This window comes from Corynebacterium sp. LK2510 (assembly GCF_040946405.1).
Taxonomy (GTDB): domain Bacteria; phylum Actinomycetota; class Actinomycetes; order Mycobacteriales; family Mycobacteriaceae; genus Corynebacterium.
Genome location: NZ_JAYWLR010000006.1, coordinates 1 through 26362 on the forward strand (window position 1 = coordinate 1; position 26362 = coordinate 26362).

Here is a 26362-nt window from a genome sequence, read left to right on the forward strand (position 1 = left end):
GAAATTGGGGAACGCGGGCTGGAGTTCTTAACGATTGGTCTGCGTATGCCACAGCTTCGCGACATATCCAAGGAATTCTCAGCCAATCCTCTCGGTTCCCGGCGTGAAGGCAGGATCGCGACCTAGCCGGTTCGTGCAGAGTTGGACTCCACACTCGCCGCGCTGAAATATTGACCCCCGCTCAGGAGGCGGGATACAGTGGAACCACGACGAGCCGGTTACCGGAACGTTGTCGCCTGGAGCCGCGTAGGCTCCAGAGCTTTTTGGCCCTTAGCCCGCTTTTTGGCCTAGGGCATCCATTTTCGCTGATGGACCACAGATGGCCCCAATGCTTTCACCAGTCTTGCCGTAGCCCGACGCGCCGACTTACTCGCTGTTTTCTCCTCACGGTCTCGACGCAGGATGTAGGCAGCCATATCGGCAGCCTGCACGCCTCTGCTATTTCGGGAGTCCACGAATTCGATGTCTCCATTGATGCAGAGCAGCCTCTGGCTGCGATAACCCGGCGTTGAGACTCTCACGAAGCTCTGAATCGCTTCGTTGAATTCGTCCTGGTGCGGCACGGTGTCCGCAATGATCTCGCACATCTCACCGTTTCGTGCGCAGTATTCATTAACTCGCTCCAGCAGGTGCCGGAGAGCTACCTCGTGCGGACTATCGGGATATTTGTAGCGCGCATTGAGTCGCCTTACGTCGACCCCCTCGAGGTAGATTCTGGCGCCGCAATTCTGGATAGCGTGCATTACCTTCTGATAAATCGAGACGCAAGCACCGAATTTGCCGTGTAGAGCGGCCCAATCATCGAGCCCATTCATCAATGCGTGGCCGTGAAACTCCGGAGGCGAGGACCATCCGCTGCGCACTCGGGTGCTCTCAGCTAGCTCATCAAGCCTCGACGCAAGGATGTTTCCTTGTTTCTCATCGACGAGAACACCCGCGACGTAGTAGTGATCGTGCTGATAAGACTCATCTACGTAGAGCCGGAACATGCGAAACTCCCGATGTAGGGTCGCCGGTCAACTGCTCACGTGCCGTCGATTGCTGGATCACTTTCGGCCGATCCAGCGATCGCGACGCGCACGTTCCAACTCTAGTGCCCGTGCTCCCCAGGCTGCTTCAGCTCGACAGTCTGCCCCGGCTCCGCCACGACGTACTGCCCCATCATTCCGCTGTCCTCGTGGAACAGCATGTGGCAGTGGTACATGTAGGCGTGCGTGGGGTCGGGGTAGAAGCCGATGTCCACGAGCAGTTTCACGGTGGACAGCGGCGGGATGTCGATGGTGTCGTGCCAGCCGGCGGTGAATGCCAGTTCACCGCCGTCGATGCCGAGGACCTGGAACCGGGCGTTGTGGATGTGGAAGTTGTGCGGCCAGTCGGCGTTCTCGTTCGTCACTGTCCACACCTCCGGCCCCGGCTTCTCCACCACGAAGTCGACGCGGTTTAAGTCCATCGACTGTTCGTTGATCTGGAAACCGTTGAGGCGGAACTCGCGCTCGACTGCTCCTGCGGGGTCGAGCGTGTCCATCGCCACTAGCTGGTTGACCGTGATGCCCGACGGGTCCGTCACTTCGGCCGGACCGCGCAGCTCGAGCAGGTCGAATCGCTCGTTCAGACCGAAGCCGTCGGCAATCTCGCCCTCCTGCAGCCCGCCGTTGTTGGGCACGCCGATGGAGCGCAGCGTAAAGGTCTCGTTGGCCGCAAGGTCCACGAGCACCTCGACGCGCTCGCCGGGGGTCAAGAGGATGGAGTCGACTTCGATGGGGGCGTCGAGAAGCCCCTGGTCCGTGCCCACCACGTGCATGGGGATTCCCAGGCTGAGGTTGTGCAGACGCATGGTGGCGCCGTTGACGATGCGCAGGCGCACGACGTTGCGCTCGGCTTGGAAGAAGGGCTTGGTGATGCCGTTGATGACCGGGGTGTTGCCCAGCAGGCCGTAGGTCGGATCGATGGTCTCGTCGAGGTTGTCGCCATCGAACTTGGCGTCGGTGATGATCACGGGGATGTCGTCGACCCCGTAGTCGCTCGGCAGTCCGGCGTTGTCCGCGGCCTCGTCGGCGATGACGAGGCCGCCGGCCAGCCCACGGTAGGCGTGCAACGCGGACACGCCGTGGGTGTGCGGGTGGTACCAGCAGGTCGAGGCGGGCTGGTCCACGGTCCAGGTTGGGTTCCAGCTCTCACCGGGGTTAAACGCGAGCGCGGGGCCGCCGTCGGCCGCGGCCGGAAGGTGCACGCCGTGCCAGTGCACCACCGTGGGCTCATCGACCTCGTTGTGGACGGTCATGTTGATCTTCTCGCCGCGGCGCATATACAGCGTCGGGCCGAGCCAGGCGCCGTTGAAGCCCCAGGTGTCGGTGGTAGTACCGGGGAGGATCTCGAACTGGCCCTTCTGAGCCGTCAGCTCGAAGCTGCGAGTGTCGCCGTCAAGCTCGCCTGTGTACAGCGGCGGGATGGGCAGCGGGCGCGGTTCGGCGTCAGCACCCTGCGGTGTCTCCTGTCCACGGATCGGCCCGTTTCCGGGCGCGCACGCGGCGGCGACACCCGCCGTAGCGATGACGATTCCCTTGAAGAACATCCGGCGCGACATTTCCACGGCGACTCTCCTCGCGTTCTTAGCCTGTACTTATCTGATTTATTCCAATTTCGACCCTACTATGTGCATCCATGAGTGACCCCCATCCGCCACCTCTTCCCCACCAAGACGCCAACGCACGCCGTTTCATCTGGTCAAACGGCATGCAAGGCATTGGCGACCAGATCGTCGCGGCGAAGTCCGTGCTGCCGTGGCTGTTCACCGCAGCCGGCGTCCCGGCGGCGTTTACCGCTTTCCTCGTGCCCATCCGTGAGTCGGGATCGATGCTGCCGCAGGCGGCGCTGAGCCCCCGGATCAGCGCGCACGCCAACCGCAAACGCATCTGGCTGCTCGGCTCCATCGGCCAGGGCATCTCAGCCGCAGGCATCGCCCTCGCCGCAGCGTGGCTGACCGGCGTCACACTCGGCGTTGCCGTTGTTTTCCTGCTTGCACTGCTTTCCGTCTTCCGCGCCGTCTGCTCGATCACCGGCAAAGACGTTCAGGGCCGGACAATCCGAAAGGGCCAGCGCGGCCTCATCACGGGCCGGGCAACCGCACTGTCGGGTTTCTTCACCCTGGCAATCGGGCTGGGGTTGAGCTTCCTTCCTGCACAGCTGCCTCACTGGGCGATCGTGGCGCTGCTTGCCGGGGGTGCGGCGACATGGTTCGTCGCCACGGCCGTGTTCGCGCGCATCCAGGAACCGCCCGGTGGGCACACGGTCGAAACCTTCGACGCGGGATGGCTGCGCGCGACAATCGACCTCGTCCGCGACGACAAGGAGCTGCGCCAGTTCCTCATCGTCCGCTCGTTGATGCTGGTCACGTCCCTGTCCGCCCCGTTCATCGTGGTGCTCGCGCGGCAAGAAGGCCAGGATCTTACCGGCCTGGGAGCCTTCGTTATCGCCTCTGGCGGCGCGGCGCTGATCGGCGGGCGTATCTCCGGTGTCTGGTCGGATCGCTCCTCCAAGAACGCGATGGGGGTGGGTGCGGGCGTGGCCGCAGCCGTCCTCGTGGTGCTCGTGGCGTGCGCACAGTGGGCGTCGCCAAGCGTGAATGCGTGGGTGATGCCCGCCGGATACTTCCTGGTTAACCTCGCGCACACGACGGTGCGGGTGGCGCGCAAGACCTACCTCGTCGACATGGCCGACGGTGCACGCCGCACCATGATTACGGGGGCGTCGAACACCGTCATGGGTGTCGTGCTGCTTGTAATGGGCGCGGTGTCCTCGCTTATTGCGGTTCTCGGCCCGGAAGCGGTCCTGCTTTTCCTCGCCGTGGTCGGCGTCGTGGGTGTGGTCGGCGCGGGCAGGCTCAAAGACGTCTCTCATCGCGGGGGCTAGATGCGGGGGCTAAGCGTTATGCTGTGGTGAATCTTTCATCACCCCCACCAAAGGAGAATTTCCGAGTGACTACCCACTCCGAGTGTGCAGTTGTTGTCCTCGCCGCGGGTGCGGGAACCCGCATGAAGTCCGCAACACAGAAGACGCTGCACGAGATCGGGGGCCGCAGCCTCCTGTCCCACTCCCTGCACGCAGCTGCGTCCATCTCCCCGGCACACGTTGTCGCCGTTGTGGGCCACCAGCGCGACCAGGTCTCCCCCGCCGTTGACTCGATCGCTGAGCAGATGGGCATCGACATCGCCCAGGCGGTGCAGGAGGAGCAGAACGGCACGGGCCACGCGGTCCAGGTCGGCCTTGGCGCGCTTCCGGATTTCACCGGCACCGTCGTGGTCACCAACGGCGACGTTCCTCTATTGACCGGTGAGACGCTGCAGAAGCTTGTCGACGCCCACCGCAGCGCCGCAGCAGCCGTCACCGTCCTGTCCCTCGAGTTCGACAACCCCACCGGCTACGGGCGCATCATTCGCAACTCCGCGGGCGAGGTGGAAGCCATCGTTGAGGAAAAAGACGCCAACGACGAGCAGAAGCGCGTCCACGAGGTCAACTCCGGTGTGTTCGCCTTCGACGCCGCCACCCTGCGCGACGCGCTGACCCGGATCGACTCCAACAACGCCCAGGGTGAGCTTTACATCACCGACGTCCTCGGCATCGCCCGCGGCGACGGCAAGACCGTGACAGCCTTCACGGCTCCCGACGCCCGCGAGCTCGCCGGCGTCAACGACCGCGTCCAGCTCGCCGAAGCCGGCAAGGAGCTCAACCGCCGCACCGTCGAGCGCGCAATGCGCGAGGGTGCGACCGTGATCGACCCGGCCACCACCTGGATCGGCGTCGAGGTCGAAATCGGCCGCGACGTGGTCATCCACCCGAACACACAGCTGTGGGGCTCCACCACCATCGGCGATCGCGCCGAGATCGGTCCCGACACCACGCTGACCGACATGGAGATCGGCGCGGGCGCGAAGGTTGTGCGCACCCAGGGCGAGCTCGGCGTCGTCGGCGCCGGCGCGTCCGTCGGCCCGTTCACCTACATCCGCCCCGGCACTGAGCTGGGCGAGGGCGGCAAGCTCGGCGGCTTCGTCGAAGCGAAGAACGCGAAGATCGGCCCCGAGTCCAAGGTCCCGCACCTGACCTACATCGGCGACGCCACCGTGGGCCGCGGCTCCAACGTCGGCGCATCCAGCGTTTTTGCCAATTACGACGGGGTGAACAAGCACCACACCACCATCGGTGACTACTGCCGCACCGGCTCCGACACGATATTCGTCGCACCCGTGACCATCGGTGACGGCGCCTACACCGGCGCAGGTACAGTAGTGACCGACGATGTGCCCGCAGGCGCGCTCGCCTTAAAGGAGGGCCGCCAGCGCATCATCGAGGGGTGGGTGGAGAAAAACCGCCCCGGCACCGATGCGGCCAACGCCGCGAAGAACGCACGCGAGAAGTAAGGAACACGATGACCGGTTATTCCACCGAGAACCAGAAGAACCTGAAGGTATTTACCGGGCGCGCCCACCCCGAACTCGCTGAGGCTGTGGCCAAGGAGCTGGGTATCGACCTCGTTCCCACCACCGCGCGCGACTTCGCCAACGGCGAGATCTTCATCCGCTTTGAGGAGTCCGTTCGCGGCGCCGACTGTTTCGTCATGCAGTCGCACACCCAGCCGCTGAACCAGTGGCTGATGGAACAGCTGATCATGATCGACGCCCTCAAGCGCGGCTCTGCCAAGCGCATCACCGCGATCCTGCCGTTCTACCCCTACGCGCGCCAGGACAAGAAGCACCGCGGCCGCGAGCCGATCTCTGCTCGCCTCGTCGCCGACCTGCTCACCGCTGCCGGTGCGGACCGCATTGTCTCCGTCGATCTGCACACCGACCAAATCCAGGGCTTCTTCGACGGCCCGGTCGACCACATGCACGCGATGCCGATCCTCACGGACTACATCAAGTCCAAGTACCCCCTGGACAACCTCTGCGTTGTCTCTCCGGACGCCGGCCGCGTCAAGAGCGCCGAGAAGTGGGCCAACACGCTTGGCGACGCCCCCATGGCCTTCGTCCACAAGACCCGCGACATCGACGCTGCGAACCAGGTCGTGTCCAACCGTGTCGTCGGTGACGTCGCGGGCAAGGACTGCATCCTCATGGACGACATGATCGACACCGGCGGAACCATCGCCGGCGCCGTCGGCGTACTCAAGGACGCCGGCGCGAAGTCCGTGCTCATCGCCACCACCCACGGCGTGTTCTCCGGCCCGGCCCGCGAGCGTCTGAGCAAGTGCGGCGCCGAGGAGGTCATCGCGACCGATACTCTGCCGCAGTCCACGGAAGGCTGGGACAACCTCACCGTTCTCTCGATTGCGCCGCTGGTTGCCCGCACGATCCGCGAGATCTTCGAGAACGGCTCCGTCACCACGCTGTTCGAGGGCCAGGCGTAGTACCACCCCGCACCATCACGAAGGGGCCGGCTGATCCAGCCCGGCCCCTTTTTCTCTACCCCAAACAAGGAGATCATCATGGCTACGATGACGATCGGCGACTTCATCATCAGCCGCCTTACCGCGCTCGGCATCACCGAGATCGTCGGTGTCCCGGGCGACTTCAACCTGAGCTTTCTGGAACAGATCGACGCGTCCGAGACCTTGCGGTTCGTCGGCACGTGCAACGAGCTCAACGCGGCCTACGCCGCTGACGGCTACGCCCGCCTCCACGGCGTCGGCGCGCTGTTGACCACCTACGGCGTGGGTGAGCTCTCCGCGCTCAACGGAATTGCCGGCGCGCGCGCCGAGCACGTCCCCGTCATCTCGATCGCGGGCGCACCACCGCTGTACGCCACCGAGTACCGCTGGAACCTGCACCACACGCTTGCCGACGGCGACTACGACAACATGCTCGACGCGTTCCGCCCCTTCACCGAGGTGGCCATCCGTGTCTCCCCCATCAATGTGGTCGAGGACGTCGACCGCGCGCTGCGCACCTGCGTGCGCGAAAAGCGACCCGTGCACATTCAGATCCCCTCTGACATCACCCACCTCGAGGTCGAGGTGCCGGATGCGCCGTTTAACGTCGAGCTGCCGCCGAGTGATGCTGAGCGCCGTGCGACGGCCGTCGAGAAGTTCTTGACGGCGTTTGCTGCCGCCACGAACCCGGTCTTCCTCATCGACCAAGACACCGACCGGCATGGTTTCACCGATGTGTTCCGCCGCATCATCGAGCGCGCCCACATCCCGTACGCCCACATGACCTCGGGCAAGGCGCAGCTCAGCGAGCGCCACCCGCTGTGCCTAGGCACCTACAACGGCGCCGCCTCCGCCCCCGGGGTGCAAGAGGCGGTGGAGTCCTCGGACTTCCTGGTCACCACCAACCCGCGGTTCATCGAGGTCAACTCCGGCAGCTTCACCCACGACCTGCCGGAATCCGGCGTGGTGAACTTCGGCGACCAGCACATGGTGCTCGGTGGCGAGTTCATCGTGGGTATCACCTCCCTCGAAGTGCTCGAAGACATCGCTGCCCAGATTCCGGAGGCCGACGGGGAGCTCGCGCAACCCCACCCGGCCCCGGAGTACAGCGTCGAGGACTCCGCCAACCTGACCCAGGCGCGCCTGTGGCCGCGCCTGGCCAACTTCATCCGAGAAGGCGACGTGGTCGTGGCCGAGGCTGGCACCTCCAACATCGGGCTTGGCCCGCAGCGCCTGCCGGATGGGGTCACCTACATCAACTCGCCCATCTGGGGCTCGATCGGATTCACTCTCCCGGCTCTGATGGGAGCTATGCTCGCCGCGCCCGACCGCCGGCACATGTTGTTTATCGGCGACGGATCATTCCAGCTCACCGCCCAGGAGCTGTCCACTATCGTGCGCGAGGACCTGAAGCCGCTCATTTTCTTGGTGAACAACCGTGGCTACACCATCGAGCGCTACATCCTCGGCATGGACCAGGAGTACAACGACATCCAGAATTGGCAGTTCGGCGAGCTACCGCGTGTATTCAAGGCCGACACGACCATGACGACGTATCAGGTGCACACCGAGGGCGAACTCGAGGCCGTCCTGGCTGAGGTCGCGGACGCTGACTACGGGGCATTCATCGAGCTGCACCTCGACCCGTACGACGCCCCCGCAGCGCTCAAGGCCTTCGGCCCCGCCACCGCCGACTTCGACTACGGCCCCCGCGGCCCGCGCAACCCCTAACTACCACTGCAAAGGAGCCTACGCATGAAGATCCGCCCCGACCTGTCCCAGCTGCCCGCCTACGTGCCGGGCGCGCGCAAGGAGACTGCGGTGAAGCTGTCCTCGAACGAGATCGCCGAGGGCCCCCTGCCGTCGGTAAAGGCCGCAATGGCCGACTCGCTCGACACGATCAACCGCTACCCAGATATGGGCGCGCTCGACCTGCGCACTGCGCTGGCGGGCCACCTCGGGGTGGGGCTCGAGCAGGTTGCCGTGGGCACCGGCTCATCCGCCCTGTGCCAGCAGCTGGTCACCATCGTCGCGCAGCCGGGCGACGACATCATTTTTCCGTGGCGCTCATTTGAGGCCTACCCCATCTTCGCCCGCATCGCCGGGGCCAACCCTGTTGCCGTGCCGCTGACGGCGGACCACCGCGTCGACCTAGATGGGCTGGCGGCTGCCGTGACGGAGCGCACCAAGCTCATCTTCGTCTGCAACCCGAACAACCCCACCGCGACGACGATCACGACCGAGGAGTGGAACCGGTTCATCGACTCGGTGCCCGAGGACATCATCGTGGTGCTGGACGAGGCATACTTCGAGTACAACCTCTCCGGTACCTCACCGGTAGCCACGGAGGAGATCGTCTCCCACCCCAACGTCGTGGGGCTGCGCACCTTCTCCAAGGCGTACGGCCTGGCCGGTGCGCGCGTCGGCTACGCCTTCGGCGCCGCGGAGATTATCGAGGCACTGAACAAGGTCGCTGTCCCGTTCAGCGTCAGCTCGGTGGCGCAAACGGGCGCCCTCGCGTCGCTCGAGCTCACGGAGGAGCTCCAGCAGCGTGTGGACACCACTGCCACCCAACGCACCCGGGTGCATGAGGTGCTCGCGCCAATGGGCTCGCCGGAGTCGCAGACCAACTTCGTGTGGATCCCGGCTGAGTCGCTCGACTCCTCCCCGCAGGAGCTCGCCGAAAAGCTGGCGGACAACGACCTTTTGGTCCGCGCCTTCCCCGAGGGAGTGCGCGTGACCGTGACCAACGCGGAGGAGACCGACGCCTTCCTCCGCGCCTGGGAGGCCGTGCGGTCCTAAGCGCGCTAGATGGTGATGACGTGGGGCTGGCCGAGTCCCTTCAGGCCCTCCACGCCAAATTCCACGCCGTAGCCGGAGTGCTTCGCACCACCGAACGGGATGCGCGGGTCGACGCCGCCGTGGGAGTTGATCCACGTCGTACCCGCGACGAGGCGCTCAGCGACTGAGAGGGCGCGGTCGCGATCGGACGACCACACCGAGGAGCCCAGTCCAACGTCGAGGGAGTTGGCCATCTCGATGGCCTCCTCGACGGTGGAGTAGCGCACGATTGGCAGCGCCGGGCCGAACTGCTCCTCGACGACGAGCGGGTTGTCCGGGTCGATGTCGGCAACCAGGGTCGTCGGGTAGAAGTACCCGGTCTGCTCGGCATCCGGGTTGCCGCCGAGGACGACGCGGGCACCGGAGTCCTTGGCCTTTTGCACCAGGTCGGCAACGATGTCGTACTGGGATTTGTTCTGCAGCGGGCCGAGCAGGTTGGCCTCGTCCATGCCCGGTCCCATCGGGACCTCGCGGGCGACGTCTGCAAGAGCATCTACAACATCGTCGTAGATCGACTCCGGCACATAGAGGCGCTTGAGCGCAGCACAGGTCTGGCCGGTGTTGATGAACGCGCCCCAGAAGATGTCCTCGGCGACGGCCTTCGGGTCGACGTCGTCAAGCACGATGCCCGCGTCGTTGCCGCCGAGCTCCAGCGTAAGGCGCTTATAGGTGGGCGCGGAGGCCTCGATGATCTTCTGGCCGGTGGGGTTCGAGCCGGTGAACATGATCTTCGCGACGTCCTCGTGCGTGGTCAGCCCGGTGCTGACCTCGCGGGAGCCGGAAAGGTAGGACACAACGCCCTCGGGGAAGGCCGAAGCGATGAGCTGCACGAGGGCCTTGACCGACAGCGGGGTGTAGCCACTCGGCTTCACCACGACCGTGTTGCCCATACGCAGAGCCGGCGCAATCTGCCACACCGTAATCATCATCGGCCAGTTCCACGGGCCGATCGCCGCGACCACGCCGAGCGGGCGGTAGGTCAGGGTGGAGTAGGTCGTGCCGTCGTCGACAAGCACCTCCGGCTCGAGCTGAAGCGACGCGGTGGCGCGCAGCCACGCGACGCAGGCGCCGACCTCGAAGCGCGCGTTGGGACCGTTGAGCGGCTTTCCCTGCTCACGCGAGAGCAGCTGCGCCAGGTACTCAGCATTGTCTTCGAGGGCGTCGGCCGCGGCCATAAGCATCGCGCTGCGCTGTTCGTGGGAGGTGGTGCGGAAAGACGCGAACGCCTCACTGGAGCGCGCAAGCACGGCGTTGAGGTCGCCTACCGTGTGATTGTCCGCAAAACCAACGCGCTCCCCTGTGGCCGGATCGAGAATCTCGCGGCCGCCCTCGCCGGCGTCAACCGCGGCAAGAAGCTCGGCGTAGGAAGAGTAGACGGGGTGGGCCATACAGTTTTCTCCTTGATAACGGAAAGAGTGTGCGCTCCATCGTTACACAAGATGCAGCGCAGTCCCACTAGGTGCGCTCGTAGGGGTCGCGCACACCGATGTGCTGCACCTCGGTGTACTCAAGCATGCCTTCCCGGGAGCCCTCCCTGCCCATGCCGGAGGCTTTCACACCGCCGAACGGGATCGACGCGTCCGAAACCACGCCGGAATTGAAGCCGACAATGCCAAACTCCAGGTTGTCGGAGGCACGGAACAGCAAATCGGGATTCTCCGAAAACACGTAGGAGGCCAGGCCGTACTCGGTGTCGTTGGCCATCTCCCACGCCTCGGCTTCGGTGGAGAAGGTGAAAATCGGCGCGATGGGGCCGAAGATCTCCTCACGGAACACCCTGGCATCGGTAGACGCACCTGTAATGACCGTCGGTTCGAAGAAGAAACCCGGGCCGTCGACGGCCTTTCCACCGCAGCGGATGGTGCCGCCGTGGGCGACGGCGTCGCTGACAAGATCGGCCATACGCTCAACCGCCGCGGCCTCAACGAGCGGGCCGACGTCGACGCCCTCGTCCATGCCGTTGCCCACCGTCAGCGCGGAGATCGCCGCCACGAACTTCTCCGTAAATTCCTCGGCTACCTCCTCGTGGACGAGGATGCGATTCGCCGCGGTGCACGCCTCGCCGATGTTGCGCATCTTCGCCGCCTTGACGCCCTCGACCGCAGCGTCGATATCCGCGTCCGGGAAGACGATGGCTGGGGCATTGCCGCCCAGTTCCAGCGAGACCCGCAGCAAGTTCTGCGCCGCAAGCTCCATAAGTGTTGAGCCCACCGGGGTAGAACCGGTAAACGACATCTTGCGCAGGCGGCGATCCGCCATGACCGGCTCCGAGACATCTGAGGCTGACTGCGCAGAGACAATGTTGATCACGCCGGCGGGAACGCCCGCCTCGATCATGGTCTGCACGAAGTACTGCATAGTCAGCGGAGTGAGCTTGGCCGGTTTGATAATCACGGTGTTACCGGCGGCGAGCGCCGGGGCAATCTTGCGGGTGGCCATGGACAACGGGAAGTTCCACGGTGTGATCAACAAACACGGACCAACCGGCTTGTGCACGGTAAGCATGCGCGCGCCCTTCGCCGGATAGTAGTTCGTGGAGCCGAAAAAGTGGTTCGCCTCCTCCGAGAACCACAGCAGGTAGTCGGCTCCGTAGGCGACCTCGCCTCTCGCCTCGGCCAAGGACTTGCCCATCTCCAGGGTCATCAATGCGGCGAACTCCTCGGTGCGCTCGATGACGAGGTCGTATCCCCTGCGCAGGATCTCCGCGCGAGTGCGCGGGTTGGTGCGCTCCCATTCACCGCGGACCGCGTGGGCTGCGTCGAGAGCCGCTAGCGCGTCCTCGCGTGTGCCCGAGGCCATGGTGGCGAGGACCTCTTCCGTGGCCGGATTGACCACGTCGTACGTCTCCCCGGCTGAACCGTCGCGCCACTCGCCGCCAATGTAGAGACGCTTTTCCACCGTGCCGAGCAGGTCTTTGATATCCACCATCGCGGTGCTCCTCACCTGTGTTGAAAGGGCTGATTGGTCACCGGTCTACCACCGGCGGCTTTGGTTTGGGCCGGCCACTACACCCTGCTATTGTGTAGGGGTCTCGGCGAGGGCCTTACATTTGGGGCCGTTATCGACGCGATGCGAATCCAGACTTATTTTTCTAAGCCTGCGATCACTCGACGAGATTTGCACCGTTAAGTGGTCGCAGGCTTTTCCTGTGGCCTGAACCTCACTCACAAGATTGAAGGAGCAGACATGTCCGCACCTCAGGTAATCAAGGCAACCAAGCGCGAGGAGTTCGGTAAGGGCTCGGCACGCCGCCTGCGCCGCGCCGGCCAGATCCCGGGCGTCATGTACGAAGCTGGCGCCGACAACCACCACTTCTCCGTGGACCGCATCGAGTTCACCGCACTCGTGCGCAACGAGGGCACCAACGCCGTGCTCGAGCTCGACCTCGAGGGCGAGAAGCTGCTCTGCATGGTCAAGCACGTCGACCAAAACGTTCTGACCCTCGACATCGACCACATTGACCTCCTCGGCGTCAAGCGCGGCGAGAAGGTCACCGTCGAGGTCCCGGTCGTCACCGAGGGCGAGGCTGCCCCCGACGCCGTGGTCCTCCAGGAGGCCGACGTCATCGAGATCGAGGTCGACGCCCTGCACATTCCGGAAGAGATCACCGTCTCCATCGAGGGCAAGGAGATCGGCGACACCATCACCGCCGCCGACATCACCCTGCCGTCCGGTGCCACCCTCATCACCGACCCCGAGGCTCTCGTCATCAACGTCACCTTCTTCCAGGAGGACGCTGAGCTCGAGGCTGCTGCAGCCGCGAACGAGGAGAACCCGGACAACGCCCACGACGTCGAGATCGCCGACGGCGGCGAGGGCGACGAGGGCGCTTCCCAGTAAGCACCACTCGCTTAACCGCACGCACCCCCGCACCCTCCTTTCCGGAGAAGGTGCGGGGGTTTCGTACGATGGGGCTCGTGTCTGACTCTCCCCTTTTGATCGTCGGTCTGGGAAACCCCGGCCCCCAGTACGCCTCCACCCGCCACAACGCGGGCGTGCATGTGCTCGACGAGTTGCTGGACCGGGTCAGCCCGGTGCCTGCGCAGCTGGCGGTGCACAAACGCACCAACACTGAGATCGCCGAGATTTCCGCCGGCAGGCTGCTGCCTGATCGCCGGGTAATCCTGGCGCGCACGCGCAGCTTCATGAACGTCTCCGGTGGGCCGGTCAAGGCTCTCGCCGCCTACTTCGGGGTCACGCTCGGCGATATTTGGGCCATCTACGACGACATGGACCTCGAGCTCGGCGAAGTCAAGCTGCGCGTCGGCGGCGACCACGGCCATAACGGGCTGCGCTCGCTGACCGCCTCGCTGGGCTCGCGCGAGTACGTCAAGCTCGCCGTGGGCATCGGCCGCCCGCCCGGCCGCATGGCCCCGGCGGACTACGTGCTCAAGCCGTTTACCCGCGCGGAGGAAACGGACCTGGCCATCGCCGCCGCCGACGCGGCCGATGAGATCATTCGGGCGTCCGCGCAGAAGCGTTAGCAGGTAGCGTAAGGGGGCATGAGACTTGTGACCCTGCGCACCAACGGTTCCACTGCGGCGGCTCGCCTGACCTCAGATTCACAGGCGGTCGTGCTGCCCGGCTACTCAGATGTCGGCAACCTGCTCGCCGACCCCGCCTGGCGCGACGCAGCCCAGCACGACGGCCCGGCCATCGACGTCACCCCGGACGCCCTCGGCCCCGTCGTCCCCTCTCCGGGCAAGATCATCTGCGTCGGCCTCAACTACGCCAAGCACATCGAGGAGATGGGCCACGACCGCCCAGATGTGCCCACCTTGTTTGTGAAGTTCGCCGACGCGCTCATCGGCCCCTACGACGACGCCGTGGTGCCGTCCTTCAACGCGGAAACGCTCGATTACGAAGGTGAGTTGGCGGTGGTCGTCGGCAAGCGTGCGCGCCACGTGACGCGCCAGGACGCGCCCAGCTACATCGCCGGGTACGCCATCATCAACGACTACACGCAGCGCACCTTCCAGTACCGCACCCAGCAGTGGCACCAGGGCAAGTCCCTCGAGGCGACGGCGGGATTCGGCCCGTGGCTGGACACCGAGTGGCAGCCCGGACCGCAGCTGGAAACGCAGCTCAACGGCGAAACGGTCCAGACGGCGCCCACGGACGACCTCGTGTTCGATCCGGCCGCGTTGATCGAGTTCGTCTCGCACATCTACCCGCTCAACCCTGGCGACGTCATCGCCACCGGAACCCCCGAAGGTGTCGGCCACGCCCGCTCGCCGCGCCGCTACCTAGGCGACGGCGACACGGTGCGCGTGTCCATCGAGGGACTCGGGCACATTGAGAACACCACCCGCGTGGTCGAAGCCCACTAGGGGGTCAGCGTCGCCTCGATCTCGGCGGCCGGCCCCTCGATCAGGCCCGCAAAATCCGCCCCCACCAGGCAGTACGGGTTGTCCGCCACCATTGGCTTCAGGTACGGGTAGATCGGCGGGATGTCGGTGTGCGAGCGGGTGAACTCGGATTCGACACCACGCGCCCAGCGCCCGGAGAAGGCGCGCGTGGACACGCTGCGCCCGCCGGCGCGAAGCAGGGCGCGGTTGGGTTTGCTGGTGCCTGCTTCGTCGGCAAGCAAGAACGCGCTGCCGCACGCGACCGCCACCGCGCCGAGGTCGAGCAGAGCGGCCGTCGTGTCCGCGTCGCGCACTCCCCCGGCAGCGATGACGGGCACGTCAACGGCGCGGGTGATCTGAACCAGGAGATCCTCAAGCGGGCGGGAGTCCGGATCATCGCGCTGGTCCCACGTGCCGCGGTGCCCGCCGGCGAGCGGGCCTTGCGCGATGACGCCGTCGACCCCGCGCTGGGCCGCCCGGCGCGCCTCGTCGAGGCTGGTCACCGTCACCCACGCTTCGCTGCCCCGCTCGTGGAGCCGGGCGATCTCGTCTGTGGTGAAGCAGCCGAATGTGGAGGAGACGACCGTGGGAGCTGCCTCGAGCACGATCTCGAACTTCTCCGCGAAACCGCTGGTCACATCGGCCTGCGGCACGCGCGCGCCGAGACGCTCGGCCGTGCGGCGGACAGCAGCGGGATCGGGCTCGTCCTGCGGGTAGAACAGGTTGACCCCGTACGCGCCGGCGACTGCGCCGAGCTGCTCGCGGGCGCTGTCCGCTGAGCAGGTACCGAGGGCGAGGAACCCGAAGCTCACCGCGTTGACAAGATCAGGGGTGCTGGGCCCGCCCGCCATGGGGGCGGCGACGACCGGAGGAAACTGCATGCCCCTATCGTAGGTGGTGTGTTTGGTTTCCTCTCCTGGTTTTCGCGCCCCCGCTCCTCACACCCGCCCCGGCCCGCGCTGAGCGCTCAGTGGCTCGTCGTCGGCCTGGGCAACCCGGGTGCGAAGTACGCGGCCACGCGCCACAACATCGGCTACATGGCCTTGGACGTCCTCCACCCTGCCCCGCTTCCGGCGGTCAACGGTATAAAAGTGACGGCCTCAGCTGTCGACGCCGTCGCCTACGCCCGCCCGACGACCCACATGAATCTCAGTGGTGAGGCGGTGGCACCCCTGGCGCGTGAGCTCGGCATCCCGCCGGAGCGAATCATCGTGCTCCACGACGAGCTGGATCTGCCGCCTGGCAAGGTGCGCGTGCGCATCGGCGGCAGCGAGAACGGGCACAACGGGTTGAAGTCGATCAGCGAGCACCTGGGCACGCGCGACTACGTGCGGGCGCGCATCGGCATCGGCCGCCCGCCGAAGGGCACACCCGTGCCGGATTGGGTGCTTGCCCCGGTCGACGGCGACGTCACCGCGCAGGTCGAGCTCGCCGCCGAGGCGGTGCGCCTCATCGTCGCTGAGGGGATCAGCCAGGCGCAGAACCGCATCCACTCCCGCTAGCGCGACGCGACCTCGAGTTCAATGTCGCCCAAAACGCGCTCGAGGTCACTGTTCTTCACCTCGCGCGGGGTGAAGCCGTCGGCCGAGAAGTCCCCGGCAAAAGAGAGCGAAACCTGGTTGCGCACGCCGAACATGGAGAAGTTGGCGATGATCTGGCGCCAGTGTTCGACTGCGCGCGACGCTCCTTCGGCGCCGTATCCGACGAAAGCCACCGGCTTGCGGGTCCATTCCGGTCCCAGGCTGTCGACAGCGTTTTTGAACGCACCCGGAACCGAGTGGTTGAACTCCGCGGTGACGAAGATGAACCCGTCGCACGCGTCGACGGCCTTCGACCAGGCGGTAACAGCCGCGTCGTCGTAGTTCTTCGCGGCCATCGCGGGCGGGGTGGGTGCGGTAAGCAGCGGGACATTGAACTCGGTGAGGTCGAGCAGCTCGTAGTCGGCGCCGTCGCGGCCGCGCGCGGTTTCCATCACCCATTGAGCCACGTGTTCGCCGACCCGGCCTTGCCTGATGGATCCGAGAATGACACCAATTTTCGCCATGTTTTGCAGCACTTTCGTTGACACATCATTTACGTACGGGGCCAGTATAAGCACCGATTCCGGCGCGTCTCCGGTGGCGACTAAGGTTGACGCCCATGAGCACCCTTTCCGAGGCCGCGCGCCGCCGCACCTTCGCCGTCATCGCCCACCCCGACGCCGGTAAGTCCACGCTGACCGAGGCGCTGGCGCTGCACGCCCACGTCATCTCCGAGGCGGGCGCGGTCCACGGCAAGGGCAACCGCAAGGCCACCGTCTCCGACTGGATGGAGATGGAAAAAGACCGCGGCATCTCGATCGCGTCCTCGGCGCTGCAGTTCGAGTACCTCCCCGAGGGCGCCGAGGCATCGGAGCCGTACGTGATCAACCTCGTCGACACCCCGGGTCACGCCGACTTCTCAGAGGACACCTACCGCGTGCTCTCCGCGGTCGACGCCGCCGTCATGCTTATCGACGCCGCCAAGGGCCTCGAGCCCCAGACCCTCAAGCTCTTCCGGGTGTGCAAGGCGCGCGGGCTTCCGATCGTCACCGTGATCAACAAGTGGGACCGGGTGGGCCGCGAGCCGCTCGAGCTTGTCGACGAAATCGTCACCGAGATCGATCTCCAGCCCACCCCGCTGTACTGGCCCGTCGGCGAGGCCGGCGACTTCCGGGGCCTCGCGCATATCAACGACGACGGCGAGGCCGACAGCTACATCCACTTCATCCGCACCGCCGGCGGCTCCACCATCGCCCCCGAGGAGCACTTCTCGCCTGACGACGCCGCCGCGCGCGAAAACGGCGCGTGGGAAACCGCCGTGGAGGAGGCCGAGCTGCTCGCCGCCGACGGCGCAGTCCACAACCAGGAGCTGTTCGAGCAGTGCATCACCTCCCCGGTCATCTTCGCCTCCGCGATGCTCAACTTCGGCGTCCACCAGATCCTCGACACCCTGTGCGCCATCGCCCCGGCGCCCGAGGGCCGCTCGTCTGATCCGGCGGCCGTGGAAGCCTCGACAAGCGCGATGGATGCCCGCCGCGAGCTGGAGGACGACTTCTCCGGCGTCGTGTTCAAGGTGCAGGCCGGCATGGACAAGAACCACCGCGACACCCTCGCCTTCATGCGCGTCGTCTCCGGCGAGTTCGACCGCGGCATGCAGGTCACGCACGCCCAGTCCGGGCGCAGCTTCTCCACCAAGTACGCCCTGACGGTGTTCGGCCGCACCCGCGACACTGTGGAGACCGCCTTCCCCGGCGACATCATCGGCCTGGTCAACGCCGGCGCGCTCGCCCCAGGCGACACGATCTACGCCGGCCGCAAGGTGCAGTTCCCGCCCATGCCGCAGTTCGCGCCCGAGCACTTCCGCACCCTGCGCGCGAAATCCCTGGGCAAATACAAGCAGTTCCGCAAGGCGCTCGACCAGCTCGACGCCGAGGGCGTGGTGCAGATCCTGCGCAACGACCTGCGCGGCGACGCCGCCCCGGTCATGGCGGCGGTCGGCCCGATGCAGTTCGAGGTCATGCAGGCGCGCATGGAAAACGAGTACAACGTCGAAACCGTCACCGAACCGGTGCCCTACTCCGTAGCGCGGCGCACCGACGCTGAATCCGCGCCCGAGCTGGGCCGCCAGCGCGGTGTGGAGATTTTCACTCGCACCGACGGCGAACTCATCGCCCTGTTCGGCGACAAGTGGAAGCTCGCCTTCGTGGAGAAGGAACTACCCCACCTGACCATCCAGCCGATGGTGGCAGACTAGCCCGCAAGGAACTCCTCCCACGCGGGCCACTCGGCCGCGACCTGCTTCTCGCCGGCCGCAAAGTTGGCGCGCAGCTTCGCCACGTTGCGCTCGGTGGAGCTGACCCCCATCGCGTCCGGGAAGAACAGCTGGGCGCGGCCCTGCGCCTCAAGGTCGAGCAGACGCTGCTTCGACGCGTTGTAGCGGCCGGGCCTGGCAATCATTGCCTCGGCGACGGCGGGCGTGCGGCGAAACAGGCGGCGCACCACCGACGGCCGCGACACCTCGGGGCGCACGTAATCGCGCGGCTTGGTGCCGATGAACAGGAACTTCTCGTACCCGGCGGCTTCGGCTTGGTTAATTGAGATGCCGCCGTGCTCGCCGAGGGCTCCGTCGACGTAGGGGATGTCGTCGATAAGCACTGTGGGCATGATGAGCGGCAACGTGGAGGACGCGCGGACGAAGGTGTTGACGTCCTTTTCCACGCGGATGTCCTCGCGGGTGAAGTAGACGGGCTCGCCGATGTCCGCGCGTGTTGCTGACAGGTTCATGGCCGCCGGGTTGGCACGAAAGGCGTCGTAGTCGAAGGGCAGGTCCTCGCCGGAATTCTCGTAGATGAACTCGGCATTGAAATAGCCGGTGCCGCGCAGCAGCGAGGACACTCCGCCGAAGCTAGGGTTGTTGGCAAAGTCGACGAAACACTGCTTGGCGCGCCACGCGTCACCCGACAGATAGTTCACCGTGTGCGACGATCCGGCTGACACTCCCCCGACCCAGCCGAACTGCACGCCCTGCTCAATGAGTGTGACCACCGCCGCCGCGGTATAGGAGTTGCGCATCCCGCCGCCCTCGAAGATGACGGCGGTCTCCCGGGTGTCAATCATGCTTGCGATGGTAGCGCGGGAGCGCGACTGGGGCGTGGTGCGTGGTGGGATTGATCTTGTTGAGGAAAGGCGTTCCATCTGGAAGGCCGAAGGTCGACACGTCCTCTTTGGAACCGGCATGCTTCGAAAAGCCTCTCGCATCGCAAGGGTAAAGTCTGATCACCACGGCGGACCAAAACTGGTCGATGCAACCAGTACTCACGGTGGATCCGCGACGTGCATCATGCTCGAACATAACCATTTGAGTCGCCGCTACGCCGAAGCATTTCGGTAATCCGTAACTGTCAAAACGCGCAAAGCTAATGTTGCGCATCAGCACGGCTCGGACATCGAACGTTTGTTGCGGACACCTACCAATCATCGCCAAGCAACGTGACGTAACAACATCGCGTTGTACCCCGGAGCATTCTAGTCCGTGACCCAAGGAGCATCTCTGATAACGGAGGGGTGCCAAGAGTTGCAAAGCTGCGGAATACTTTGAATGAGCCTTTCTTGAGGCGGTTGGAGTAGCCCACGGCCATGCGGCTGATGGGCTTCCCTCTCCGAGAAACGTATGTGCCCGCCAACAGGCCTTTTAAAGGTCGGGGTCCAGTCACAGGCAGCTTTGATCCGTGACCCGCTTCTAGCGCTGCTCTTCCAGCTTCTGGCTGACTTCCTTCAGCTGTTTGCTTTGGCGCAAGTACAACAGCGAGATCGTGAGCGAAAACGTTATTAGAAAGATTTCAAGGATGCTCATGCCCGGAATGTAACAGACAGTTTTTGAACATGGGGAACGAACGACCCACCTGTCAAGTTACTGCCGGCAGGCAGGCCATGCGGGCGTGGGTTTACGGCGTGAGCGCACCACCGGTGACAGAGAACGTCGCGCCCGAGATGTAGGACGCGTCCTCGGAAGCGAGGAAGACATACGTTCCGGCGAGCTCGGCAGGCTGGCCGGCGCGGCCCATCTCCGAGGACTGGCCGAACTTCTGCACCTTCTCTGGCGGCTGGCCGTGGCTGGGCTGGAGCACCGTCCAGATCGGGCCTGGAGCGACGGCGTTGACCCGGATGCCCTTCTTGTCCAGCAGATCCATGGACAGGCCCTTGGCTAGGTTGTTCATCGCGGACTTGGTCATGGCGTAGTCGAGCAGGGTCGGCGACGGATCGTATGCCTGCACCGACGACGTGAAGATGATGGAGGATCCGGGCGGCATGTGCTTGACCGCCTCCTTGGTCACGCGGAAGGCGGAGTAGATGTTGGTCTTCATGGTCGCGTCGAAGTCCTCGTCCGAGATCTCCAAGATGCCGTCGTGCCAGATCTGGCGCGACGCGTTGTTGACCAGGATGTCTAGCCCGCCGAGTCCCTCGACCGCAGCGGTGACGGTGTCGATGCAGGTCTGAAGGTCCTGCAGGTCACCCGGGATAGCCACGGCGGTGCGGCCGGCGTCCTCGATCGCGGCAATGATCCGGTCCGCGTCTTCCTGCTCCTCGGGCAGGTAGGCGATCGCCACGTCGGCTCCCTCGCGGGCGTAGGCGATGGCGGCTGCGGCGCCGATGCCGGAGTCGCCGCCGGTGATCAGAGCCTTGCGTCCTTCCAGCTTTCCGCTGCCGGTGTAGGTGTCCATGCCGAGATCCGGAACGGGGTCCGCCTTGATCTCTAGGCCGGGGTGCTGCTGGAGCTGGTCCGGCGGGGAAATGACAGGGTACTTTGAGCGCGGATCAATAAGGTGCGACATGGGCTTCCTCCATGAGATTTCAGCGTGCACTTACTGGCTCCGAGCCTACTGACGATTAGGAGCGAGCGTTTTTCACTCGCTCGGCCGTGCGGGCCACCCAGTGCCGGATCCGGATGCGGAATCGCACCGCTTCCATCGACTTCGGCGGCGCCTGGATCATCCGCTCGGAGTCGTAGCCCAGCTGCAGTTCCTTGGCCCTGAGCACCTCCGCGTCGACCTTGACGCCCAGCAGCAGGACCATGTTCATCAGCCAGACGAGGACGAGCACGGTCAGCACGGTTCCGAACGCACCGTAGGCGGAGCGCACACCCACCGTGGATAGAAAGATGCTGAAACCGATCCAGATGGCCAGGATCACCGCGAAAGCAAAGGCGGATCCCACGGTAATGGGCCGGTAGCGGCCCCGGTTGACGTTGGGGGCGACGTGGAACAGCATGGAGATAAGCCCGAGCGCCACGACCGCGATGAAGGGAATCTGCAGCCAGCTCCACACCGGCAAGAACACCGTGGTGAGGTACTCCAGCTGCTCTGTCAGGCTGAGCGGCTCGGCCACAGGGGCGAAGAACCCGATGATGATGGACTCGCGCATGAGGCTCGCCAAGATAATTGACAGCGCACCGACCTCGAGCACGACCGTGGCCAACCCCATGGTTGCCCAGATGACCACGAGGTTGCGCCCCTCCGAGCGGCCATAGATGACGTTGGCGTTGCGTGAGAATGAGCGGATGTAGGCAGACGCGGACAACAACGAGACTGCCACGGACGCGATGAGCGCGACGGTGTTTTGGGATGGGGAGCCCACGATGACGTCGAGGAGATAGAACGCCTGCGTGTGCAGCTCGTCGGGGACGTAGCGACCGATGAGCTCGCGCAAGAGCTCCGGGACGTCGTTTCCCGTGTTGGGCAGGATCAGCAGTACCAGTGAGTACGTCGCCAGGATCGCGGGAGCGAGGGTGAGAAGGACGTAGTACGTCAAGGTGGCGGCGCGGTCCACGAGCGCGTCGACGGAGAAGTCAGTAACGGCTCGCTTGGCCACGAGTGTCCACCCCGCCAGCGACAGCCGGTTGCCGGGTGCCGTCAACGGGTCGGGCAGCACTCCTGGTGGGGTCACCACGTCGAGTGGCTGCTCGCCGTAGGGCAGCACCATTTCCGCCCGGTACGACACCGGCGACTCCTTCTTGCTCATAGCTTTTAAGCCTAACGGTCGTGGGAGAAAGGCCGCGCTACACTGCGCCCATGGGACTTCTCGACCGCCTGCGGGCGCTGCTTTCCGGCGACGCCGCTTCCGGGTTGCTCGATTACCCGGAGCAGTTTCGCACCGAGCGCGTCGCTTCACTCCACGTACACACGGCGAACCTCTCCCCCGACACCGACGAGCTCCTCGTCATCGTCACGCTCCCCCACACGGCGCGCGAGCTTTTCTCGCTTCTCGACGCCCCCTTGCGCCTCACCGCCCCCGACGCGCGAGCCGTGACTTTCGTGCCGGTCGAGCGCGCCGTTGACCCCGCACTCGACCCGAACCTCGGTTGGATCATCGGCGTGACCGGCGCGACGATCGCCGAGCTAACTGACCTTCCGGCCGGCCCCGGCGAGCACGAGCTATCCAGCCTTCACCTCGGCATCGTGCTGGAATAGCCAGTTACTTCGGGGAGCGTTTGATCGACTCGAGCTTCTTTCCGCGCGCGAGTTCGTCGACAAGCTTGTCCATCCAGCGGATCTTCTGCATCAGCTCGTCCTCGATGTCCTCAACACGAACCCCGCACACCACTCCTGTGATCAGGTTGGTGTGCGGGGTCAGGTGCGGCGCGTTGGCAAAGAACGCGCGGAGGTCCTCGCCGCTCTGCGCCGCCGCGTGGAGGCTCTCGGTGCTGTGTCCGGTCAGCCAGGTGAGGACATCGTCGAGCTCTTCGGTGCTCTTTCCTTTGCGCTTAGCTTTCGCCACATAGTTGGCGTAGATGTCGCCGAAAGGATAGGAGTACACACGCTCGTAGTTGGCCATGGAGACCAGACTAGACCAGCGCTAGACCAGACCGATCCAGTTCCAGTAGGTGGCGGACAGCAGCAGGATGAGCAAGTAGCCGATAATCGTCAGCGGGATACCCGTCTTGAGGAACTGGCGGGTGGTGAACGCGCCGGTACCGTACGCCAGCATGTTCTGTGGTGCAGACACCGGCAGCAGGAAACCGAAGCAGATCACGAACTGCTGGATGATGACGAATCCGATGCCGCCATCGGGAACGTCGAGGGTCGCAGCAAGAGCGATGAACACCGGGATCAGCGCGGACGACAGCGAGGTCGCGGAAGCGAACCCGAGGTGGATCAGGATGTTGAACAGCGAGACCAAGGCGATGGTGGCCAACAGCGGCAGGCTGGCCAGGCCGAGGGCGCCGAAGGTGGTCTCGGAGAGCCAGGTCGCCGCACCGGTCTTGAGCAAGAAGGTACCCAGGGAAATACCGACAGCGAAGACGATCAGTGTGCCCCAGTTGATGTTGTTCTGCGCGTACTTGAAGTCCATCACGCCGATGCCCGGCAGGAGCATCAGGCCGATGGCGGCGAGGGTGATCACGGAGGAATCAATCGGGTGGAGCACACCCTCCGTGGCCCAGAATCCGAGCAGGACGACCGCGATGGCGGTCAGGCGCTTCTCGGCGGCGGTCATCGGGCCCATCTCGGCAAGTTGCTTAGTGACGAGTTCGCGGCCGCCCTCGATCTGCTCTGCCTCAGGCTTGATCGCCCACCGCATGACAAAGAAGAGCACGACCGACATGATCACGGACCACGGTGCTGCCCACATGAACCATTCGCCCCAGGTCACGCCGCGGCCCATCTCGGACTCGATAAAGCCGACGGCCACGAGGTTTTGCGCCGCGGCGGTCTTGATACCGACGTTCCAGATCGACACAGCCTGGGTAGCTGTGATGACCAGGAGGGCAGCGAGCTTGGACTGGACGGACAGGCCGAACGCGGCGACCATGCCGAGCAGAATCGGCACAACGGCGCCGGCGCGGGCTGTTGCAGAAGGAACGAAGAAGGCGAGGATGATTGAGATGACGATGGCGCCGATCACAATGTTCGACGTCTTCTCACCAGCGAAGCGCAGGACATACAGCGCGATCCTGCGGTGCAGGCCGGTGGCCTGCATCGCCGTTGCCAGCGCAAGCGCGGCGGCGACGAGTGCCACCGCGGAGGTGGAGAACCCGGCGAGCGCCGTCCGAAGCGCCGCGCCGGTGCCGAGGATCTCTCCCGGGTTTTCCGGGTCGGGCGAAAGGCCGGCCAGCAACGAGATCAGCCCGATGATGAGCACGGCGCTCACCGGGTAGGAGACTGCCTCGGTGACCCACATGATGACGGCGAACGCCAGCATCGCCAGCGCGATCTGGCCTTGCCAGCCGATCCCGTCGATGGGGAGAAGAAGGACTGCTCCGAGAGCCACGAAGGCGAGAATGAAGGCAATGAGTTTGCCCCGTCCCATGGGCCCAGGCAATGCGGACTCAGGCGCTGCCTCGGTCCGACGGACGCTGGTGGTAGACACGTTGACTTCCCTTCTTAGAGAGATAGATTTGCCTTTTCACAGTACCTGAGAGATACGTCAAAACCGCATCCGAATGGCATGTGAAACAGGCGACACTACCGCCGCCCCAGCGCCTCGCCGACGCGCTTGCCGGAGTGGATGCACCCGCCCAGGAACGTGCCCTCAAGCGCGTTCTTACCGTGCATTCCGCCGCCGCCAAACCCGGAAGCCTCACCGCAGGCGTAGAGGCCCTCGAACGGTGTGCCGTCGCCGCGCAGCGCGCGGCCGTCGAGGTCGGTCTCGATGCCGCCAAGCGTCTTGCGGGTCAGCACGTGCAGGCGGATGGCGATGAGCGGGCCCTTGGTTTCGTCGAGAAGCCTGTGCGGCGGGTGCACGCGCACGATCTTGTCGCCGAGGAAGCCGCGGGCCATGCGGATGTAGTTGACCTGGATATCCTTGGAGAACGGATTCATCGTCTGCGCATCGCGCTCGATGATCTGGCGGCGCACAAGATCGCCGTCGACGGGGACGTCGCCAAGCTCGTTCATGCCCGCGACGAGCTCCTCGATCGTGTCCGCGACGACCCAGTCGACGCCGTTGTCCTCGAACGCCTTAATCGGCCCCGGGGTGCCGGAGGTCAGCTTGCCCGCGAGCTTCTTCAGGGATTTGTCCGTGAGATCCGGGTTCTGCTCCGATCCGGAGAAGATGAATTCCTTGTCCGCGATCGCTTGGTTGAGCACGAACCAGGAATACCCGTGGCCCGTCTTTCCGATGTGGGCAAGCGCGGCGAGGTTGTCCGATCCCGGGAACAGGTTTGCGGGCAGGCGCTTGCCGGTGGCGTCGAGCCACATCGCGCTCGGTCCTGGGATGATGCGGATGCCGTGGCCCGGCCAGATCGGGTTCCAGTTGATCATGCCCTCCGGGTAGTGCCACATCCGGTCGGTGTTGACCAGGCGCGCGCCTGCCTCGGACGCGATGTCGATGCCGCGCCCGTCGACGAACTCAGGCACACCCGTAACCAGGTTGTCGGGGCACGGTCCCCAACGATCCGCGGGCCAGGTCCTGCGGACCTTCTCCAAGTTGCCGCCGATGCCGCCGGTGGCGATGACGACAGCGGCGCCGCGAAGCTCGAAGGGCTCAAGCTCCTCGCTTGTCGACGCCTCCCCGCGCGCCCCATCGTCCTCCGCAAGGCGCACTCCCCGCACGCCGACCGCCCGGCCGCCTTCGACAATGATCTCGTCCACGCGGTGGCGGAAGCGGAACTCCACCAAGCCGTCGTGCTCCGCGCGCTCCACGGGCTCCTGGAACACCCGCACGACCTCGGGGCCTGTCCCCCACGTCACGTGGAAGCGCGGCACCGAGTTGCCATGCCCGGAGGCGTCTCCGGAGCCGCGCTCCGCCCAGCCGATCGTCGGCAGGATGCGCAGTCCGAGATCGTGCAGATAGTCGTGCATTTCATTCGCGGCGAAGCGCACGTATTCGCGGCCCCACTTGCGCGGCCACTCGTCATGTTCGGCGTCGTCGTAGTCGGCGGAGTTCTCCCAGTCAGCCCACGCCAGTTCCTCGGTGTCGGTGACGCGCATCAGCGACTGCTCGGGAGAGCCCACCATAAACAGCCCGCCGAGCGACCAAAACGCCTGGCCACCCAGGTTGGCCCGGTTTTCCTGGTCGACGAACACCACCCGCCGCCCCGCCTTGACCGCCTCGTACCCGGCAACGAGGCCCGACAGGCCCGAGCCGACGACAATTACATCTGTGACCACATCTTTAGTGTTGGGGTTTGCTTCCATGGCGACAGGATACCGCGCGTTGGCCAGCACGTTTAGGCATTCAGCGGTAACGTATTCGGGAGGCTCTCACTGTTTTGAGGTGGGGCGATTATGCAACGA

The 26362-nt window shown here is 65.1% G+C and carries 24 protein-coding genes; 12 read left to right on the top strand and 12 right to left on the bottom strand.

Translation table 11 applies throughout. From position 1 onward, the window contains the following. Positions 1-287: 287 nt before the first annotated feature. Both VVR41_RS04720 and VVR41_RS04725 read right to left on the bottom strand, forming a co-directional pair. A complete protein-coding gene (locus VVR41_RS04720; protein ID WP_368523805.1) occupies positions 288-989 on the bottom strand; it encodes a DUF3800 domain-containing protein in 702 nt (233 codons plus the stop codon). Positions 990-1090: 101 nt separating this feature from the next. Further along, the gene (locus VVR41_RS04725; RefSeq protein WP_368523893.1) at positions 1091-2584 is read right to left on the bottom strand and encodes a multicopper oxidase family protein; all 1494 of its coding nucleotides are present in this window, start codon (positions 2582-2584) and stop codon (positions 1091-1093) included. Positions 2585-2661: 77 nt separating this feature from the next. Here VVR41_RS04725 and VVR41_RS04730 point away from each other — a divergent pair, with 77 nt between their 5' ends. The 5 genes from VVR41_RS04730 to hisC all read left to right on the top strand — a co-directional run bounded on the left by VVR41_RS04730 (position 2662) and on the right by hisC (position 9223). After that, positions 2662-3909 (top strand): MFS transporter, encoded by a 1248-nt coding sequence (locus VVR41_RS04730; RefSeq protein WP_368523806.1) that lies wholly within the window; start codon positions 2662-2664, stop codon positions 3907-3909. Between the two features lie 65 nt (positions 3910-3974). Then, positions 3975-5414 carry a bifunctional UDP-N-acetylglucosamine diphosphorylase/glucosamine-1-phosphate N-acetyltransferase GlmU gene (gene glmU / locus VVR41_RS04735; protein WP_368523807.1) on the top strand — a complete coding sequence of 480 codons (1440 nt, stop codon included), beginning with the start codon at positions 3975-3977 and terminating at the stop codon, positions 5412-5414. An 8-nt stretch (positions 5415-5422) separates the two neighbouring features. Next, a complete protein-coding gene (locus tag VVR41_RS04740; protein WP_321102986.1) occupies positions 5423-6400 on the top strand; it encodes a ribose-phosphate diphosphokinase in 978 nt (325 codons plus the stop codon). Positions 6401-6478: 78 nt separating this feature from the next. Next, on the top strand, positions 6479-8152 hold the full coding sequence (locus tag VVR41_RS04745; RefSeq protein WP_368523808.1) for an alpha-keto acid decarboxylase family protein: 1674 nt from the start codon (positions 6479-6481) through the stop codon (positions 8150-8152). A gap of 24 nt (positions 8153-8176) precedes the next feature. Beyond that, positions 8177-9223, top strand: a complete 1047-nt coding sequence (gene hisC / locus VVR41_RS04750; RefSeq protein WP_368523809.1) for a histidinol-phosphate transaminase — start codon at positions 8177-8179, stop codon at positions 9221-9223. Positions 9224-9228: 5 nt separating this feature from the next. Here the strand turns inward: hisC and VVR41_RS04755 are convergent, their stop codons facing one another. Further along, positions 9229-10650 carry an aldehyde dehydrogenase family protein gene (locus tag VVR41_RS04755; protein ID WP_368523810.1) on the bottom strand — a complete coding sequence of 474 codons (1422 nt, stop codon included), beginning with the start codon at positions 10648-10650 and terminating at the stop codon, positions 9229-9231. Positions 10651-10717: 67 nt separating this feature from the next. After that, a complete protein-coding gene (locus tag VVR41_RS04760; protein ID WP_368523811.1) occupies positions 10718-12190 on the bottom strand; it encodes an NAD-dependent succinate-semialdehyde dehydrogenase in 1473 nt (490 codons plus the stop codon). A gap of 258 nt (positions 12191-12448) precedes the next feature. On the opposite strand from VVR41_RS04760, the gene VVR41_RS04765 reads away from it, so the two are divergent. The 3 genes from VVR41_RS04765 (at position 12449) to VVR41_RS04775 (ending at position 14592) form a co-directional block, all read left to right on the top strand. Beyond that, positions 12449-13102 (top strand): 50S ribosomal protein L25/general stress protein Ctc, encoded by a 654-nt coding sequence (locus tag VVR41_RS04765; RefSeq protein ID WP_321101764.1) that lies wholly within the window; start codon positions 12449-12451, stop codon positions 13100-13102. Positions 13103-13170: 68 nt separating this feature from the next. Next, the gene (pth, locus tag VVR41_RS04770) at positions 13171-13746 is read left to right on the top strand and encodes an aminoacyl-tRNA hydrolase (protein ID WP_368523812.1); all 576 of its coding nucleotides are present in this window, start codon (positions 13171-13173) and stop codon (positions 13744-13746) included. An 18-nt stretch (positions 13747-13764) separates the two neighbouring features. Further along, positions 13765-14592 carry a fumarylacetoacetate hydrolase family protein gene (locus VVR41_RS04775; RefSeq protein WP_368523813.1) on the top strand — a complete coding sequence of 276 codons (828 nt, stop codon included), beginning with the start codon at positions 13765-13767 and terminating at the stop codon, positions 14590-14592. Here VVR41_RS04775 and VVR41_RS04780 read toward each other — a convergent pair. Continuing rightward, a complete protein-coding gene (locus tag VVR41_RS04780) occupies positions 14589-15491 on the bottom strand; it encodes a nitronate monooxygenase (RefSeq protein WP_368523814.1) in 903 nt (300 codons plus the stop codon). The genes VVR41_RS04775 and VVR41_RS04780 overlap by 4 nt on opposite strands. Positions 15492-15509: 18 nt before the next feature. Between VVR41_RS04780 and pth (VVR41_RS04785) the strand changes: the two genes are divergently transcribed. Next, entirely contained in the window at positions 15510-16112 is a 603-nt protein-coding gene (pth, locus tag VVR41_RS04785; RefSeq protein ID WP_368523815.1) for an aminoacyl-tRNA hydrolase, read from the top strand. On the opposite strand, the gene VVR41_RS04790 is transcribed toward pth (VVR41_RS04785), so the two are convergent. Next, positions 16109-16654, bottom strand: coding sequence for an NADPH-dependent FMN reductase (locus VVR41_RS04790; protein WP_368523816.1), 546 nt, complete (start codon positions 16652-16654; stop codon positions 16109-16111). The genes pth (VVR41_RS04785) and VVR41_RS04790 overlap by 4 nt on opposite strands. Positions 16655-16749: 95 nt before the next feature. On the opposite strand from VVR41_RS04790, the gene VVR41_RS04795 reads away from it, so the two are divergent. Beyond that, entirely contained in the window at positions 16750-18384 is a 1635-nt protein-coding gene (locus tag VVR41_RS04795; RefSeq protein WP_321102425.1) for a peptide chain release factor 3, read from the top strand. Here VVR41_RS04795 and VVR41_RS04800 read toward each other — a convergent pair. Next, on the bottom strand, positions 18381-19247 hold the full coding sequence (locus tag VVR41_RS04800; RefSeq protein WP_368523817.1) for a patatin family protein: 867 nt from the start codon (positions 19245-19247) through the stop codon (positions 18381-18383). The genes VVR41_RS04795 and VVR41_RS04800 overlap by 4 nt on opposite strands. On the opposite strand from VVR41_RS04800, the gene VVR41_RS04805 reads away from it, so the two are divergent. After that, positions 19246-19521: a hypothetical protein gene (locus VVR41_RS04805; protein WP_368523818.1), complete on the top strand. Its 276-nt coding sequence runs from the start codon at positions 19246-19248 to the stop codon at positions 19519-19521. The two genes, VVR41_RS04800 and VVR41_RS04805, sit on opposite strands and share 2 nt — an antisense overlap. A 553-nt stretch (positions 19522-20074) precedes the next feature. On the opposite strand, the gene VVR41_RS04810 is transcribed toward VVR41_RS04805, so the two are convergent. Together VVR41_RS04810 and VVR41_RS04815 are read right to left on the bottom strand one after the other, a co-directional pair. Beyond that, positions 20075-20962: an SDR family oxidoreductase gene (locus VVR41_RS04810; RefSeq protein WP_368523819.1), complete on the bottom strand. Its 888-nt coding sequence runs from the start codon at positions 20960-20962 to the stop codon at positions 20075-20077. A gap of 55 nt (positions 20963-21017) precedes the next feature. Continuing rightward, the gene (locus tag VVR41_RS04815; protein ID WP_368523820.1) at positions 21018-22148 is read right to left on the bottom strand and encodes a YihY/virulence factor BrkB family protein; all 1131 of its coding nucleotides are present in this window, start codon (positions 22146-22148) and stop codon (positions 21018-21020) included. Positions 22149-22198: 50 nt separating this feature from the next. Between VVR41_RS04815 and VVR41_RS04820 the strand changes: the two genes are divergently transcribed. Then, entirely contained in the window at positions 22199-22597 is a 399-nt protein-coding gene (locus VVR41_RS04820; protein WP_368523821.1) for a hypothetical protein, read from the top strand. A gap of 4 nt (positions 22598-22601) precedes the next feature. Here the strand turns inward: VVR41_RS04820 and VVR41_RS04825 are convergent, their stop codons facing one another. The 3 genes from VVR41_RS04825 to VVR41_RS04835 all read right to left on the bottom strand — a co-directional run bounded on the left by VVR41_RS04825 (position 22602) and on the right by VVR41_RS04835 (position 26263). Further along, positions 22602-22961 carry a DUF2200 domain-containing protein gene (locus VVR41_RS04825; RefSeq protein WP_368523822.1) on the bottom strand — a complete coding sequence of 120 codons (360 nt, stop codon included), beginning with the start codon at positions 22959-22961 and terminating at the stop codon, positions 22602-22604. A 21-nt stretch (positions 22962-22982) separates the two neighbouring features. Then, positions 22983-24494 carry a DASS family sodium-coupled anion symporter gene (locus tag VVR41_RS04830; RefSeq protein ID WP_368523823.1) on the bottom strand — a complete coding sequence of 504 codons (1512 nt, stop codon included), beginning with the start codon at positions 24492-24494 and terminating at the stop codon, positions 22983-22985. Positions 24495-24589: 95 nt separating this feature from the next. Beyond that, the gene (locus VVR41_RS04835) at positions 24590-26263 is read right to left on the bottom strand and encodes an FAD-binding dehydrogenase (RefSeq protein WP_368523824.1); all 1674 of its coding nucleotides are present in this window, start codon (positions 26261-26263) and stop codon (positions 24590-24592) included. Positions 26264-26362: the final 99 nt, after the last annotated feature.